Raw genomic sequence first — 13,199 nt, forward strand, 5'->3', positions numbered from 1 at the left:
AAGGGTTTTCGACGGCCGCATTTCGACTTCGCTCGATGCTGCTCGAACCGAACGGATGATGTGTGTGATCGCTTACGCCGCCGGTTTCAGATCCCCAAGCACCGTCGGGATCAATTCCGAAACGGTCGGGTGGATCGGCACCGCCCATTGGAGCACGCCATAATCGACATCTGCGTTCATCATGTCGAGAATGCCGTGGATCGCCTCGTCTCCGCCGGTGCCGAGGATCGCGGCGCCCAGGATCTTCTTCGTGTCGGCGTCGGCCAGTATCTTCATGAAGCCCCTGGTCTCGCTCTTCTCGATGGCGCGGCCGACGCGGGTCATCGGCCGTTTGGAGACGAGCAGCGGCCGGCCGCTCTTGCGCGCCTCGCTTTCGTTTAGCCCCACGCGGCCGAGCGGCGGATCGATATAGAGTGCATAGCCGAGGATGCGGTCGCTCAGCTTGCGATCGGCGCCGTCGAGCAGATTGGCAGCGATGATCTCGTAATCATTATAGGCGGTGTGGGTGAACGCGCCGCGGCCGTTGCAATCGCCCATCGCCCAGATGCCCGGCACATTGGTCTCCAGGGCATCGTTGACGGTGATATAGCCGCGCGCGTCCGTGGCGATCCCCGCGGCATCCAGCCCCAGATCGTCGGTGTTGGGGCGCCTGCCGACGGCGAGCAGCGCGTGCGATCCGATTTCGGTCGGGCTGCCCGAATTGCAGTCGACGCCGACCTCGATTCCGTCGGCATGAACCGCGAAGCTGATGCATTCGGCGCCGGTGCGGACGGTGATGCCTTCGGCTTCCATGATCTCGCGGATCGCTTCGGACACATCCTCATCCTCGCGAGAGACGAGGCGCGGGCCTTTCTCGACGACGGTCACCTTCGCGCCGAAGCGGCGATACATCTGCGCGAATTCCAGGCCGATATAGCTGCCGCCGACGACGACCAGATGTTCGGGCAGCGAATCGAGCTGCAGGATCGAGACATTCGTCAGATAGTCGACGTCGTTCACGCCCGGAAAGTCGGGCATATTGGCGCGACCGCCGACATTGAGGAAGATGCGCGGGGCGGAGATGGTTTCGCCCTTCACCTCCATCGTGTCCGGTCCGGTGAAACGGGCATGTCCCATGATGAGCGTCAGCCGCTCCATGCCGCGCAGCCATTTTTCATTGTTGGCGCGTGCATTGGTGGAGACGGTGTCGGCGCGTTCCCGGATCCGCTTCATGTCGATCGAGACCGGGCCGGTCTCGACCCCGAAGTCGCCGCCGCGCCGTGCGAGGTGCGCGGCATAGGCGCTCGCGACCAGCGCCTTGGTCGGCATGCAGCCGGTATTGACGCAGGTGCCGCCGATCAATTTGCGCTCGATCAGCGCCACGGTCATGCCGGCTGCGGTGAGCCGGCCCGCCAGTGATGGGCCAGCCTGGCCTGCGCCGACGATGATCGCGTCGAACCGGCGGTTCATGCCGAAGCCGCCGCCGAGAGGATGAGCCAGGCGCCGCCGATCGCGACGACATCCTCGATGATCGCGGCCGGTCGGTCCGATCCGAACAGCGCCGCCAGCTTGCCGCGAGCCGCCGCACCGCCATAGGTGCCGATGACCGCGCCGATCGCGCCGGCGGCAAGCCCGCCCCAGAGCGATCCGCCCGAGATGCCGACCGCAGCGCCGGTGACGGCGCCCATCAGGATGCGCGTGCCGAACTGGACGGGCACCTTGCGGCTGGGAGTGGAGGGGAGCTGGTCGGTCACCAGTTCGCCGAGCGCGAGCAGGGTGAGGATCCAGGGGGTGAAACGATAGCCCAGAAAGGCGAGCCATGTCCCGTCGAGGTTCAGCCAGCCGGAGGCGGCGGCCCAACTGACGGCGGCGGGGGCGGTCATCGCGCGAAGTCCGGCGATTACGCCGATCAGGAGAGCAAGAGGCAGGATCATCGGTCGACTCCATCGGAAGGAGGCAGCGGCGGCATGCTACAATGATCCGCCGCCATGCCTAGGTGTTTCATTTCGATGTGGAAACATCAGCGATAACGCGGTGCCGCGTGGGCGAGCGACAGGCCGGGGCGCAGCGCGGTGCGGGCGGCGACGAACGCGTCCCAGCCGGCGATGTCGGGCAGGGCGGGGATGGTGACGGCCTCACCGAGATCGAGCCCGGCGAGCGCGGCGTCGACCATCTCGTCGACCTTCATGATCATCTCGGGCGGGATATGATCGAGGCTTTCCTTTTCCCAGATCGCGGTGCGGGTGATGCCGGGCAGCACCGCCTGGACACGCACACCCTTGGGGCCGAGTTCGGCGGCGATCGCTTCGCTGAAGGCGAGCACGAAGGCCTTGGTGGCAGGATAGACCGAGGTGAACGCCTCGGGCATCAGCGCGGTGACCGAGGTGATGTTGACGATCGTGCCGCTGCCGTTGGCCGCGAAGCGCGGTGCGACCGCCGCCGTGAGCCGGGTGACAGCAGTGATGTTGAGGTTGATCATCGTCGTCAGCAGCGCTGGATCGGCGGTCGCGATCGGGCCTTCGCCGGCGATGCCGGCATTGTTGACGAGCAATGCGATCGTCGGATCGTCACGCAGGCGCTGTTCGACGGTCGCGAGCCCGGCCGTGTCGGACAGGTCGGCGGGGAGTATCTCGACCGCGACGCCCGTTTCCCTGCGGAGCCGTTCGGCAAGCGCTTCCAGTTTGTCGGCGCTGCGTGCGACGAGGATCAGGTCGTGGCCGCGCCGGGCGAGGCGATCGGCATAGGTGGCGCCGATACCGGTGGAAGCACCGGTGACGAGTGCGGTTTCCTTGGTCATCTCATATCTCCTTGAGCGGCGGGCGGAGTGGGCTCCGCCCGCCGGCTCGACTGTCAGTTGCGGAAGAAGGCGAGCAGGTCGGCGTTGAAACGGTCCTGCTGGGTCTGCGGCAGGCCGTGATCCGCGCCTTCGTAGATCTTGAGAATCGAACCCTGCACCAGCTTGGAGGACATCAGCGCGGAAGCGCCGATGGGGACGATCTGGTCGTCGTCGCCATGGACGATCAGGGTGGGGCGATCGATGCTCTTCAGATCCTCGGTGAAGTCGCTTTCCGAAAAGGCGCGGATCGAGTCGAGCTGGCCCTTGAGCCCGCCCATCATGCCCTGTCGCCAGAATTCCTCGCGGATCCCTTCGGAGATCACGGCGCCGTCCCGATTATAGCCATAGAATGGGATCGTCAGATCCTTGAAGAACTGCGAGCGATTGTCGTAGGTGCCCTTGCGGATGCCGTCGAACACGTCGATCGGCAGGCCGCCGGGATTGGCTTCGGTCTTCAGCATCAGCGGTGGGACCGCGCCGACCAGCACAATCTTGGCGACCCGGCGCGTGCCATGACGGCCGAGATAACGGGTCACTTCGCCGCCGCCCGTCGAATGGCCGACGAGGATGACATCGGTCAGGTCGAGCTGTTCGAGCAGCTCGCCGAGATCGTCGGCATACTGATCCATGGTGTTGTCGTTCCACACCTGGTCCGACCGGCCATGGCTGCGGCGGTCATGCGCGATGGTGCGGAAGCCCTGATTGGCGAAGAACACCATCTGCCCGTCCCAGGCGTCGGCGCTGAGCGGCCAGCCGTGCGAGAAAACGATGGGCTGGGCATCCTTGCTGCCCCAGTCCTTGTAGAAGATGCGGGTACCGTCCTTGGTGGTGATCGTGCTCATCGTTCGATCCTTTCGAGACTGTCGGTGCTTTCCGCTGCCGATGGACAGGAGATAGGTCGCTTCCGGAACGATCAGGATTGGCGTATCCGACATAAGACAGGCCAAAACTGACAAAGGTATGACGATGACGCGAACCATGGCGAACCCGTCAAAGGCGGAAGTCGGATTGCTGCTCTACCCCGGTTGCCAGATGGCGATGATCCACGGCATGACCGACCTGCTCGCGATCGCGGGCAATTTCTCGGAAAAACATGGCGGTCAAAGGCTGAGGGTCAGCCATTGGCGACGCGGCGACGATGGTGGCTTCGCGCGTTGTTTTGACACCGATCCGGGCAGCGATGGGGAGCCGCAGGTGCTGATCGTGCCAGGGCGGCTCTCAGGGCCCGTGACGCCGGAGGAGGCCGCGCCTTATGCGCGCTGGCTGCTCAATCGACATGCCCAGGGCGCGACTTTGGTGTCCAATTGCGGCGGCGCGTTCCTGCTGGCATCGACGGGGTTGCTCGCCGGACGGCGCGTCACCACGCATTGGGCCTTCGTCGATGCGTTTCGCGCACGCTTTCCCGACGTGACGGTCGATCCCGACAAGATGGTGATCGAGGATGGCGACATCATCACCGCCGGCGGGCTGATGGCGTGGACCGATCTCGGCATGCGCCTGGTCGATCGGCTGCTTGGACCGACGGTGATGATGGAGACCGGCAAATTCTTGCTGATCGATCCCGCCGGGCGTGAGCAGCGGCACTATAGCAGCTTCGCACCGACGCTCACCCATGGCGACGAGGCGATCCTGAAAGTGCAGCATTGGCTGCAGGCCAAAGGCGCACGCGATGTGGGCGTGCGGGAAATGGCGGCGGAGGCGCATATGGAGGAACGCACCTTCCTACGCCGCTTCCGTGCCGCGACGGGGCTGAAGCCGACCGAATATACGCAGAAGCTGCGGGTGGGGAAGGCGCGCGAACTGCTGGAATTCACCAACCGCCCCGTCGACCAGATCGCCTGGTCGGTGGGATATGAGGATCCGGGCGCGTTCCGGAAAGTGTTCAACAAGGTGACCGGATTGCCGCCGGGCGATTATCGTCGGCGTTTCGGGGTGGGGGTACCGGCGTAGTTTTCCACCGTTCAGGCTGAGATTGTCAAAACCCTGTCCTTCTCCATGCTCGATGCCAAAGGGAAGGACAGGACTTCGACAAGCTCAGTCCTAATGGGGGAGAGGGCGGTTTGCTTCTTCCTCGCAACGCGTATCTCCGTCCGCATCGATCTCGCGTGCCATCTCCGCTTCCTCCAGCTCGTACGCGGCATGCGCCGGCGCGAAGCGGAGCACCGCGAAGCCGGCGATCGCCGACAACAGCGAACCGAGCAGCACGCCGATCTTGGCTTCCTCGATCAGCAGCGGATCGCCGGGAAAGGCGAGGGCGCCGATGAACAGGCTCATCGTGAAGCCGATGCCGCACATCAACGAGACGCCGTAGATCTGCAGCCATGTGGCGCCGCGCAGCTTGCCGGCGATACCGAATTTCACAGCCAGCCAGATGCTGCCGAAGATGCCGATCTGCTTGCCCAGGAACAGTCCGGCGGCAATGCCGAGCGGCAGCGGCGCGAGCAATTGCGACGGCCCCATGCCGGCGAGCGAGACGCCGGCATTGGCGAAGCCGAACAGTGGCACGATGGCATAGGCGACGCTCGGGTGCAGCGCATGTTCCAGCCGGTGCAGCGGTGAATCGACGGCATCGGGCGCGCCCGGCGTGCGCTTGATCGGGATCGCGAATGCCGCGAGCACGCCGGCGATGGTGGCGTGCACGCCCGAGAGCAGCACTGCGTACCAGAGCAATGCCGCGCCGATCATGTAGGGGGTGAGCGCCATCACGCCGCGACGGTTGAGCAGCATCATGACGGCCAGGATCACGGCGGCCGCCGTCAGAGCGACCAGGTTGATCTTGGCGGTATAGGCGATCGCGATGATCGCGACCGCGCCCATGTCGTCGACGATCGCGACGGTGGTCAGGAACAGCTTGAGCGACGTGGGCGCGCGGCTGCCGAGCAGGGCGAGCACGCCGATGGCGAAGGCGATGTCGGTCGCCGCCGGGATCGCCCAGCCGGCCGCCAGCCCAGGCTCGCGCCCGGCCGCGATCAGATAGATGATGGCGGGCACCGCCATGCCGGCGGCGGCGGCGAGCACCGGCAGCCGGCGCTGTTGCCAGGTGGCGAGCCGCCCGTCGACGAACTCGCGCTTGATCTCCAGCCCGACGAGCAGGAAGAAGATCGCCATCAGCCCGTCATTGATCCACAGATGCGCGGTCATCGGACCGAGCTTCTCGGTCAGCACCGGCCCCAGTGGGGCGTGGAGCAGATGGTGATAGGCATCGGCCAGCGGCCCGTTGGCGACGATGAGCGCCAGCGCTGCCGCCGCCATGAGCACGATTCCGCCCGCTGCTTCGCTTTGCAGGAAATCGCGCAATGCGGAGATAGGGCCGGTGCGTTGGGTCATGCCCCATGTCCTAGCCCGTGGAGCCGTCAAGGCAAGGCTGGCCTTGCCGTGGATAAAAGCGCGGGTCCGAACGTTGTCGTCATGACATCATTCGGGAGGGACTGTTGCGTATCATCCTCTGGCTTGTGGGCGTGCTCCTCTTGATCGGCGCTGTCGTCTTCGCGCTGCCCCACATCCTGGTCCGTTCGGAACGGATGTCATCACCGGGCGTGACGACAGGCCAGCCGGTCGCCAACGATCAACCGCGTCCGATCATGCAGGTACAGGTCGTGCTGGACCGGCTGGGCTTCGGCACCGGCGTGATCGACGGCAAGGAAGGCCAGTCCTTCACGGCCGCGCTGCGTGGTTTCCAGGAATCGCGAGGGCTCGCGAAAAGTGGCACGCTCGACGCGCCGACGCGCGCCGCGCTGGCCGAATGGACGAACATCCCGGCGACGCGGGTCGTCACGATTTCAGCCGACCTGGCGAAAGGACCGTTTACGCCCGTGATTCCGAGCGATCCTGGCGCCCAGGCGAAGCTGGTGACGATGGGATATCGCAACCTCGCCGAGAAACTCGCGGAGCGTTTTCACACCGACACGGAGACGCTGATCGCGATCAACGCGCCCGGCACGAAGATCGGGGCGGGGCTTTCGATCCGCGTGCCCAATATCGGCGATGCGGTGATCGATGCCGCCAAGGTGGAGGATGCTGAGTGGCGGGCTATGCTCGCCACGCTGGGCGTCGGTTCGGCGCAGCCTGCCGCGGAACGCGTGATGGTGGATAAATCCGAAGCCGTGCTCAAGGTGTTCGATGCGAAGGACCGGTTGATCGCGCAGTTCCCCGCGACCATGGGCAGCGAGCATGATCCGCTGCCGATCGGCAAGTGGACGATCAAGGGCGTCTCGTACAATCCGCCCTTCCATTATAATCCGGATCTGTTCTGGGATGCGTCTTCCAAGCACGACAAGGAATTGCTGCCGCCCGGCCCCAACGGGCCGGTCGGCGTGGTCTGGATCGACCTTTCAAAGCCGCATTACGGCATCCATGGCACGCCCGAACCGCAATCGATCGGCCGGACAGAAAGCCATGGCTGCATCCGCCTGACCAATTGGGATGCCGCGCGGTTGGCGATGATGGTGAAGCCGGGCACGCCGGCGCATTTCGTGCCCTGATCAGCGCGCTTCGGTTTGCGCCATCCCATAGCCCCGCGCGATCGTCCTTTGCTCGACCCGTTCGGGCCGGAGCCGGTCGACGATCGCGGCAAGTGCCGCATCCAGATCGTGACGGCTGCCACACAGGAAGAAATCGAGCGCCGCATAGCCATGTTCCGGCCAGCTATGGATCGAGATATGCGATTCCGCGAGCAGCGCCACGCCGGTCACGCCCTGGCCGGGGCCGAAGCCGTGCAGCCTGATCTCGAGCAAGGTGGCGCCAGCGGCATCGACGGCCGCGCGCAACGCGGTTTCGATAAGGCCGATATCGTCGAGCCCGGTGCAGCCGTGCAGGTCCGCCAGCAGGTGGCGGCCGTCATAGGCGGGGGCGGATATCGGCTGGGTCATAGCATCGTCTCATGGGCGTGGCCGGTGAAGCGCATCGCGCCTTCCGCCGCAAGCACGCCGCGATAATGCGCTTCCTCGAACAGCGATAGTCCGCTGAGATCCGAATGCGCCAGGAAGAAGGGCGGCCGCGTCGCCGCCGCAGCCTCCGGCGCCGCTTGCCAGATGAAGCCGGGGACGGGGCGGATCATGGCATGGCCCCAGCGCCACAGGTCGATGCTGCGGATCGCGCCCTCCAGATCGGGGTTGGTCGCCAGCAGATCGTCGGCGACGATCCGGCGCCATTCCTCCGCCGGGCGCTCGACCAGCAGGCGTCGGGCGGCGGCGGGCGCCATGGTCGACAGCGGCAGATACCAGGTCAGCACCGTTTCCTTGGCGCGTGCGCCGATCGTCTGGTGCGTCGCAACGACATAGCCGAGCGCTTCGGAGGTGGCGGAGACATTGTCCCAGGCCAGTTTCGCGCCGCGCCCGGCGGGATGGCGGTCAACCGTGACATTGGCGATCAGCCAGGGCGCGTAGCCAAATGCTTTTGCGGGGGCGGTCACCCCGGGGGCGATCCGCGCCGCGACGAAATGCGGCATAGCGAGGATTGCGGCGGCGGCGCGGGTGCGGACGCTCTCGTTCCTGGCGACATCGAAACTATCGACGACGACGCCGTCCGCGTCGCGGGTGGCGCGGAACACGATCCGGCCCGACGCGATCCGTGGCGCGAAGCGCGCGGCCATCGCGCGCGCCAGCCGCGCATTGCCCTCCGGCCAGGTCAGCACATTCTCCCCCGCGCCATCGGCCGCCCAGCCGCGCCGTCCCGCGAAATAATGGATGCCCGCCCAGGCGGAGACATGGGCGGGCTCGCAGCCATAATCGTCGCGGCAGCTATAGCGGAGATGCGCGCGCAGTACCGGCGATCGCCAGCCCTGTGCGTCGAGCCAGTCGGCGAAGCCGATGCGGTCGAGCGCGAGCAGGTCCGCGTCCTGCGAGCTATAGGCGATCGGCAGGGCGAAGGCGGGCTTGCCGTCGCTGCCGATCCGCTTCGAGAATTCCTCCATCGCCACACCGAACGCCGCAAGATCGGTCCGGTCGGTTTCGGTGAGCGCGCTGTGTGGCACCAGCCCTTCCTGCCAGCGGCCCTTCCAGAGCAACCGTTCCTCGAGATCGGCGCAGAGCTGATAGGGGTCGTAGACCGGCGCACCGTCCTTTTCGCCGGTGATCATGCCGAATTGCGTCAGCATCCGGCGCAGGGCGCCGGCCTCGCGATTGGCGACGGGCAGATAATGCGCGCCGAGCGGATAGGCGGAGACGGCGTTGCGGCCGCCACGCGCGTTGCCGCCCACTTCGTCTTCCAGTTCGAGCAGGCGGAAATCCGCATGGCCCGCTTCCGCCAGCGCCCAGGCGGCCGCGAGCCCCGCGACGCCGCCGCCGGCGATGACGATGCCGGTGCGTTCCACATGCACCGGTTCGGGGAAGCCGCCGTCGCGCAGGCGATGGCCGCGCGCCATGTCCGCGCCGCCTTCGCCGCCCTCCGGCGTGTTGTCCCGTGTCACGCCCCAGCCGATGCCCGCCGCCGCGACGCCGGCACCGGCGCCCGCGATCAGCGAGCGCCTGCTCGGCCGCCAGCTCATCCCTCGTACCGCGCCCATTCGGCCGCGAATTCGCGAACCAGCGCCTGGTTGTCGAGCCGGTTCACCGGCATCGGCCGCCGTGCCATGTCGGGCGGGAAATCGAACAGCCGGTCGGCGGTTTCTGCGGACAGGAAGCGCGCGCCGGGCAGGATGCGGGCCTGGGTGGGCACGGTGCCGTGCGCGGCCAGGATGAAGCCCCATTCGCCGAAGCTGGGCACATAGGCATGATAGGGCTTGGTCGCGAGCCCCGCCGCCTCGATCGTCGCCGCCACCGTCCAGAAGGCGCCGGGCGCGACCAGCGGCGAGGTGCTTTGCACCACCGCGATCCCGTCTGGGGCCAGCACGCGCGACAATTCGCGGTAGAAGCTTTCAGTATAGAGCTTGCCGACCGAGAAATCGGTCGGATCGGGGAAATCGACGATGATCGCGTCGTAGCGGCCGCGTGCCTCGCGCAGCCAGCGGAAACCGTCGGCATTGATCACGCGCAGTCGCGGATCGGTGAGCGAGCCGTGATTGAGCGCGACCAGCATGTCGCTTTGCGAGAACAGCTTGGTCATCTCGGGATCGAGATCGACCAGGGTGATGTGACGGACCTCGGGGTGTTTCAGCACCTCGCGCGCGGCGAGCCCGTCGCCGCCGCCCAGGATCAGCACGTCGCGCGGATGCGCCACGCGACCGATCGCCGGATGCACCAGGGCTTCGTGATAGCGATATTCGTCGCGCGACGAGAATTGCAGATTGCCGTTGAGGAACAGGCGCATATCGTCGCCGCTGCGGGTGAGCACGATCCGCTGGAAGGGGGTGGACAGCGCATAGATCACGGGCTCGCCATAGCCGGCGACCTCGGCCCAGCGCTGCAGTCGTTCCGCCACGACGAAGCCGCCAAGCAACAGCATGGCGGCGACGATGCCGGCGATCTTCTCGGCCAGCATCGCGCGCTTCGCGGGCAGCATGAACAGCACCGCCAGCGCGACGGCGACATTGAGCAGGCCGAACAGGAAACCGGTCCGGATCATGCCCAGCCAGGGCATCAGCACCAGCGGGAACAGGAGCGATGCCGCCAGCGCGCCGACATAATCGAAGGTCAGGACGTTGGAGACCGTTTCGCTGAAGTCGAAACGGCCGCGCAGGATGCGCATCAGCAGCGGGATTTCCAGCCCGACGAAAAAGCCGATCGCGAGCACCAGCGCATAAAGCGCAACGCGGAAATGATCGAGCACCGGGAACAGCGTGAACAATGCCGCGGCAGACCAGCCGCCGAGCAGCGCGATCAGGATCTCGACGCGGACGAACAGGCGCAGTTCGTCGCGTTTCACATAGCGCGAGCACCAGCTTCCGATCCCCATCGCGAACAGATAGGTGCCGATGACGGTGGAGAATTGGGTGACGCTGTCGCCCAGCAGATAGCTGGCGATGGTGCTGGCGAGCAGTTCATAGACCAGGCCGCAGGTGGCGACGACGAAGACGGAGACGAGCAGCGCCCCCGCGAAAGCTGATCCTTTGGGATGCTCCGACCCGGCCTGAGCCGGTTCAGCCATGGATGGCCGCAGCCACGATGATCGCGAGCCCGATCGCGATCGCGCCCGCGAACTGGGCAACGGCGCGATTCTGTTTCTCGTTGATCTCCTGCCACAATTTACCCGGTGTCAGCAGGTCGAGAATGACGAAGCCGATGACGAACACGGCGATGCCGATGCCCGCGTAAAGCAGGGTGTTGAGCAGGGCGGGGACCGTGGTGACCATCGCATTCCTCCTATTTGTGATTTGGGCCGCCGGCATAGAAGCCGGCGCGGGTCGCGCGGCCGCCATCGGCAAAGGGCGAATATCCGGAAAAGGCGCTCATCAGGAACAGGACAACGACGCCGCAGCACCACAGGCCGTAGAGAAAGGTGCCCTTGCTCATTCGTCGTCCTCGTCATCGTCGTCGCTGCTGCCGGCGAAGTCGCTTTCGTTCCGCCGTGCGGTCTCGAAGGTCGCGTGACGCCACAGCAGGAAACCGATCGGCAGGATGATGACGATCAGCGCGAGCCAGAAGTTCGACAGGAAGAAGCCGCCGGGTGCGATCCTGATATCGAGTGACACCGAGGGTTCGGACCCGCTCCAGCCGTCGGCCGCATAGGAAGATGACGATCCCGATCCGCTCCAGCGGCTGGCGGATGCGTCGACGACCAGATCATAGGTGCCGGCGGGCACGACCGCGAGCTTGGTGGTCTTGTCGCGGCTGCCTTCGGTCCAGGCGCCGTCCGAATCGCGGCCCGAATAATGTTCGACCAGGCCATAGGCCTCGTAGCTCGCCTGGGTCTTGCGATCGACCAGCGCATAATCGATGTCGACCCACAGATTGTCGATACCCGGCGCCTCGGCGCTGATCGTCACGGCCTGGCTCGGTCGTGGCAGCACGATCGGGCCGAAACTCTGGCTGATCGCTTCGCGGCCCGGCGTCAGCGCCATGGTGAAGGATTGCGGTTCACCCTTGCGCCCGAACAGCATGATGATGACGACGAGCGCCGCGAAGGTGACGAGCCCGAGCTTGAGAAAGCCTTTCAGGCTCGCGCCATAGGGCGATGGCTGATGCGGCAGCGGCGGCCGGCCGCTGCCCGGCCAGGGCCGGGGCGGATCGACGCCGAAGGCGCCGATCTCCTTGGGCGCGAGCAATTCATTCAGCGTCCAGTTGCGTTCCGATTCATTGCCCTCGAACGACAGCATCGTGCCGGGGCGCACATAGTCGGCGGTCTGGACCTGTTCGCCGGCCGCGACCCGCCAATAGAATTCGCCGAGCACATAATCGACCTGCGCATCGCCACGGAAGAACGCGTCATAGCTCTCGCCGTTCACCGACAGCACGCCGTGCGAGACATAGTCGGGTGTCGCTGTCAGCATGGTGCCGAAGCTCCAGCCGCGACCGTCGGTCGTCAGCCAGCGATAGCCATGATAGGGGTTGAACAGCAGATATTCTTCCCAGGGATAATATCCGCCCTCCGACCGACCGAGATAGCCGATCGCCTCCCATTCCACGCCGCGCAGCGTGCCGCGCGTGCCCAGCGGGATGGCGAGCGCGCGGGCGGCTTCCTGATAGCGTTCGATGATGCGGACGTCGGGATTGGCGACGTCGAGCACGCTACTGCAATATTGGCAGACGATGGTGACGCTGTAGCCTGCCGCGCGCATCTCGACGGTGCCGCCGCATGCTGGGCAGGTGATCGCGTTGATCGCGGGATCGCTCATGCGGCGAAGCTCGGGATCGTCCAGCCGTCGAGCGCGCGCAGGTCCTGCGGATGCAGTTCCGCGAGCGTGACATAGCGGCCGGTGTAGAGCGACGCCTCGGTGCCGTCATGCTGGAAGCTGGCGCAGGCGCCGATGTTCGAACGGAAATCGACGCTCTTGACCTTCCAGCCGGCGGGCGCGGTGAAGGGTAATTCCCCCTCGCAGGCGATGCAGGCCGCGTCCTTGATGTCGGCGACCTGATAGTCGATCCCGTCGATCATGGCCTTGTCGCCGATCGTCGCGTCGCCGCCCTTGGCCAGGCGGGAGACGACGCGGGCCAGCGACCCTTCCAGCGGCTTTTCGAACAGCAGCATGAACTGCCCCATCGCTTCGCCCAGCCAGGCGTCGCGCCCATCGGCGAACAGCAGCAGCCATTCGTTCCACGCGCCGTCGCTCCAGCCCCAGCGGACGCGGCCGATCACGTCGAAACCCTGCCCGTCGAAGCTGCCGCGCGTGCCCATCCGGATCGGGCTGACATCGAACGGCAGCACCGCCATCTCGCCGGCGGCGCGCACGCCATCGTCGATCCGGGTGACGGCGGTGCGACAATAATCGCACACCTTCACCGGCAGCGCCGGCGAACGGAACACCATTTCCGCGCCGCAATTGGGGCAGTTGACGCTCAGCATCGCCGTG

The 13,199-nt window shown here is 66.0% G+C and carries 14 protein-coding genes; 2 read left to right on the forward strand and 12 right to left on the reverse strand.

Going from position 1 to position 13,199, the window contains the following annotated elements; all coding sequences use genetic code 11:
• Nucleotides 1-72: 72 nt before the first annotated feature.
• The 4 genes from ACODTA_RS14795 to ACODTA_RS14810 form a co-directional block, all read right to left on the reverse strand.
• Nucleotides 73-1,449, reverse strand: a complete 1,377-nt coding sequence (locus ACODTA_RS14795) for an FAD-containing oxidoreductase (RefSeq protein ID WP_489066676.1) — start codon at nucleotides 1,447-1,449, stop codon at nucleotides 73-75.
• Nucleotides 1,446-1,913: a DUF4126 domain-containing protein gene (locus ACODTA_RS14800; protein WP_489066677.1), complete on the reverse strand. Its 468-nt coding sequence runs from the start codon at nucleotides 1,911-1,913 to the stop codon at nucleotides 1,446-1,448. Before ACODTA_RS14800 ends, ACODTA_RS14795 begins: the two co-directional genes overlap by 4 nt.
• Before the next feature lie 86 nt (nucleotides 1,914-1,999).
• On the reverse strand, nucleotides 2,000-2,776 hold the full coding sequence (locus tag ACODTA_RS14805; protein WP_489066678.1) for an SDR family NAD(P)-dependent oxidoreductase: 777 nt from the start codon (nucleotides 2,774-2,776) through the stop codon (nucleotides 2,000-2,002).
• Nucleotides 2,777-2,829: 53 nt separating this feature from the next.
• Nucleotides 2,830-3,657 carry an alpha/beta fold hydrolase gene (locus tag ACODTA_RS14810; RefSeq protein WP_489066679.1) on the reverse strand — a complete coding sequence of 276 codons (828 nt, stop codon included), beginning with the start codon at nucleotides 3,655-3,657 and terminating at the stop codon, nucleotides 2,830-2,832.
• A gap of 124 nt (nucleotides 3,658-3,781) precedes the next feature.
• On the opposite strand from ACODTA_RS14810, the gene ACODTA_RS14815 reads away from it, so the two are divergent.
• Nucleotides 3,782-4,765, forward strand: coding sequence for a GlxA family transcriptional regulator (locus ACODTA_RS14815; protein ID WP_489066680.1), 984 nt, complete (start codon nucleotides 3,782-3,784; stop codon nucleotides 4,763-4,765).
• A 90-nt stretch (nucleotides 4,766-4,855) separates the two neighbouring features.
• On the opposite strand, the gene nhaA is transcribed toward ACODTA_RS14815, so the two are convergent.
• Nucleotides 4,856-6,142: a Na+/H+ antiporter NhaA gene (gene nhaA, locus ACODTA_RS14820; protein WP_489066681.1), complete on the reverse strand. Its 1,287-nt coding sequence runs from the start codon at nucleotides 6,140-6,142 to the stop codon at nucleotides 4,856-4,858.
• A 194-nt stretch (nucleotides 6,143-6,336) separates the two neighbouring features.
• Here nhaA and ACODTA_RS14825 point away from each other — a divergent pair, with 194 nt between their 5' ends.
• Complete coding sequence (locus ACODTA_RS14825; protein WP_489066791.1) at nucleotides 6,337-7,296, forward strand: L,D-transpeptidase family protein; 960 nt, start codon at nucleotides 6,337-6,339, stop codon at nucleotides 7,294-7,296.
• Here ACODTA_RS14825 and speD read toward each other — a convergent pair whose 3' ends face one another.
• Genes speD through ACODTA_RS14860 form a run of 7 tightly spaced genes read right to left on the reverse strand, consistent with a single transcriptional unit; the run spans nucleotide 7,297 to nucleotide 13,192 of the window.
• Entirely contained in the window at nucleotides 7,297-7,683 is a 387-nt protein-coding gene (speD, locus tag ACODTA_RS14830) for an adenosylmethionine decarboxylase (RefSeq protein WP_489066682.1), read from the reverse strand.
• Complete coding sequence (locus ACODTA_RS14835; protein ID WP_489066683.1) at nucleotides 7,680-9,299, reverse strand: FAD-dependent oxidoreductase; 1,620 nt, start codon at nucleotides 9,297-9,299, stop codon at nucleotides 7,680-7,682. The genes speD and ACODTA_RS14835 overlap by 4 nt, the downstream gene beginning before the upstream one ends.
• A complete protein-coding gene (locus tag ACODTA_RS14840; protein ID WP_489066684.1) occupies nucleotides 9,296-10,837 on the reverse strand; it encodes a polyamine aminopropyltransferase in 1,542 nt (513 codons plus the stop codon). The genes ACODTA_RS14835 and ACODTA_RS14840 overlap by 4 nt, the downstream gene beginning before the upstream one ends.
• Nucleotides 10,830-11,042, reverse strand: coding sequence for a DUF350 domain-containing protein (locus ACODTA_RS14845; protein ID WP_489066685.1), 213 nt, complete (start codon nucleotides 11,040-11,042; stop codon nucleotides 10,830-10,832). The genes ACODTA_RS14840 and ACODTA_RS14845 overlap by 8 nt, the downstream gene beginning before the upstream one ends.
• 10 nt (nucleotides 11,043-11,052) lie before the next feature.
• Nucleotides 11,053-11,202 carry a hypothetical protein gene (locus ACODTA_RS14850; protein ID WP_489066686.1) on the reverse strand — a complete coding sequence of 50 codons (150 nt, stop codon included), beginning with the start codon at nucleotides 11,200-11,202 and terminating at the stop codon, nucleotides 11,053-11,055.
• A complete protein-coding gene (locus ACODTA_RS14855) occupies nucleotides 11,199-12,524 on the reverse strand; it encodes a DUF4178 domain-containing protein (RefSeq protein ID WP_489066687.1) in 1,326 nt (441 codons plus the stop codon). The genes ACODTA_RS14850 and ACODTA_RS14855 overlap by 4 nt, the downstream gene beginning before the upstream one ends.
• Nucleotides 12,521-13,192 (reverse strand): DUF4178 domain-containing protein, encoded by a 672-nt coding sequence (locus tag ACODTA_RS14860; RefSeq protein WP_489066688.1) that lies wholly within the window; start codon nucleotides 13,190-13,192, stop codon nucleotides 12,521-12,523. The genes ACODTA_RS14855 and ACODTA_RS14860 overlap by 4 nt, the downstream gene beginning before the upstream one ends.
• Between the last annotated feature and the right edge of the window lie 7 nt (nucleotides 13,193-13,199).

Source organism: Sphingomonas sp. FG14, assembly GCF_057809675.1.

Bases quoted from the DNA above. Each gene is read 5' to 3' on its own strand.
- ACODTA_RS14845 (WP_489066685.1), bottom strand. From the start codon at position 11,042: ATGGTCACCACGGTCCCCGCCCTGCTCAACACCCTGCTTTACGCGGGC.
- speD (WP_489066682.1), bottom strand. From the start codon at position 7,683: ATGACCCAGCCGATATCCGCCCCCGCCTATGACGGCCGCCACCTGCTG.
- ACODTA_RS14815 (WP_489066680.1), top strand. From the start codon at position 3,782: ATGACGCGAACCATGGCGAACCCGTCAAAGGCGGAAGTCGGATTGCTG.
- ACODTA_RS14825 (WP_489066791.1), top strand. From the start codon at position 6,337: ATGTCATCACCGGGCGTGACGACAGGCCAGCCGGTCGCCAACGATCAA.
- ACODTA_RS14860 (WP_489066688.1), bottom strand. From the start codon at position 13,192: ATGCTGAGCGTCAACTGCCCCAATTGCGGCGCGGAAATGGTGTTCCGT.
- ACODTA_RS14855 (WP_489066687.1), bottom strand. From the start codon at position 12,524: ATGAGCGATCCCGCGATCAACGCGATCACCTGCCCAGCATGCGGCGGC.
- ACODTA_RS14850 (WP_489066686.1), bottom strand. From the start codon at position 11,202: ATGAGCAAGGGCACCTTTCTCTACGGCCTGTGGTGCTGCGGCGTCGTT.
- ACODTA_RS14800 (WP_489066677.1), bottom strand. From the start codon at position 1,913: ATGATCCTGCCTCTTGCTCTCCTGATCGGCGTAATCGCCGGACTTCGC.
- nhaA (WP_489066681.1), bottom strand. From the start codon at position 6,142: ATGACCCAACGCACCGGCCCTATCTCCGCATTGCGCGATTTCCTGCAA.
- ACODTA_RS14805 (WP_489066678.1), bottom strand. From the start codon at position 2,776: ATGACCAAGGAAACCGCACTCGTCACCGGTGCTTCCACCGGTATCGGC.
- ACODTA_RS14840 (WP_489066684.1), bottom strand. From the start codon at position 10,837: ATGGCTGAACCGGCTCAGGCCGGGTCGGAGCATCCCAAAGGATCAGCT.
- ACODTA_RS14795 (WP_489066676.1), bottom strand. From the start codon at position 1,449: ATGAACCGCCGGTTCGACGCGATCATCGTCGGCGCAGGCCAGGCTGGC.
- ACODTA_RS14810 (WP_489066679.1), bottom strand. From the start codon at position 3,657: ATGAGCACGATCACCACCAAGGACGGTACCCGCATCTTCTACAAGGAC.
- ACODTA_RS14835 (WP_489066683.1), bottom strand. From the start codon at position 9,299: ATGAGCTGGCGGCCGAGCAGGCGCTCGCTGATCGCGGGCGCCGGTGCC.